Source organism: Limnohabitans sp. Bal53 (assembly GCF_003063355.1).
Classification (GTDB): Bacteria; Pseudomonadota; Gammaproteobacteria; order Burkholderiales; family Burkholderiaceae_C; genus Limnohabitans_A.
Window position 1 is genome coordinate 1 of record NZ_NESH01000022.1, and the last position, 1299, is coordinate 1299.

At 58.1% G+C, this 1299-nt stretch carries 1 protein-coding gene; it reads left to right on the forward strand.

What is annotated here, in order from left to right; all coding sequences use genetic code 11:
* Nucleotides 1-64 precede the first annotated feature (64 nt).
* A protein-coding gene (locus B9Z50_RS17335; RefSeq protein WP_108365997.1) for an IS3 family transposase occupies nucleotides 65-1260 on the forward strand; the annotation gives its coding sequence in 2 pieces (ribosomal slippage) (nucleotides 65-332 and nucleotides 332-1260; 1197 coding nt in all).
* Nucleotides 1261-1299: the final 39 nt, after the last annotated feature.

Here is a 1299-nt window from a genome sequence, read left to right on the forward strand (position 1 = left end):
TGACCTTGCCCCCGAAAAACGTACTGCTTAGCTGATGGTTAAAAATCAGTTCAAGGAGAACGAGATGAGTGAAACGAGGAAACGGGCCAAGTACACGCTGGAATTCAAGATGGAGGCGGTCAGGCTGGTCAAAGGTGGGCAGGCGGTGTCGGTCACGGCCAAAGTGTTGGGCATTCCCAAAGCAAGTCTGGACAACTGGGTCAAGCTCAGTGCCAAAGGCCAACTCAAAGGCGCGGGGGATAAGCCCGTCAGTGCGGAGCAAATGGAGCTGGCCCGCCTCAGAGCGCAATTGGCCCGCGTGACCATGGAGCGCGACATCCTAAAAAAAGCCACGGCGTACTTCGCTCGGGAATCGCTGTGAAGTACGCCTGGATAGCCAGCAACAAAGCCCAATGGCCCATCACCCTGGCCTGCGAGGTGTTGGGCGTGAGCACCAGCGGCTACTTTGAACACGGCCGACGCAAGAAATTCCCCAAACCCAGTCAGCCCGGTGCTCACAAACGCATGAGCGACGAAGCACTGTTGGCGCACATCCGCGCCATCCATGCAGAAGTCAAAGGGGAGTACGGCTGGCCCAAGATGTGGAAGGAACTGGTGGCGCGTGGACATCGGGTCGGCAAAGAGCGCGTACGCCGCTTGATGCAGTTGCACGGCATCCGTGCAAGGTGCAAGCGCAAGTTTGTCGTCACCACGGACAGCAAACACCATCTGCCCATTGCGCCTGACCTGGTACAACGCAACTTCACCCCGACAGCCCCTAACCAGGTCTGGACGGGAGACATCACCTATATCGCCACCGACGAGGGCTGGTTGTACTTGGCAGCAGTGATAGACCTGTTCAGCCGACAGGTGGTGGGCTGGAGCATGCAGCCTCACATGCAGAGCAGCCTGGTGACAGGCGCGTTAAAGATGGCATGGTTCCGGCGTCAGCCAGCGCCAGGCTTGATCTTCCATTCGGACCGAGGCAGCCAAAACTGCGGACATGAGTTCCAAGGTGCACTGGCCAGTTACAAGATGAGGAGTTCGATGAGCCGCAAGGGAAATTGCTGGGACAACGCACCCACGGAGAGCCTGTGGGGTCGCTTGAAGGTGGGCAGGCTGTACGGGCAAAGGTTTGCAACCCGCAGGCAGGCGATGGATGAGGTGATTGACTGGCTGACGTTCTACAACCACCGGCGGTTGCACTCCACGTTGGGCTACGTCAGTCCGATGCAGTTTGAAAAACGCTGGGACGCGGCACAGCAATTGAAGGCCGCATAATGAAGTGGCTAAGCGGTACGTCAAACAGGGGCAGGTTCA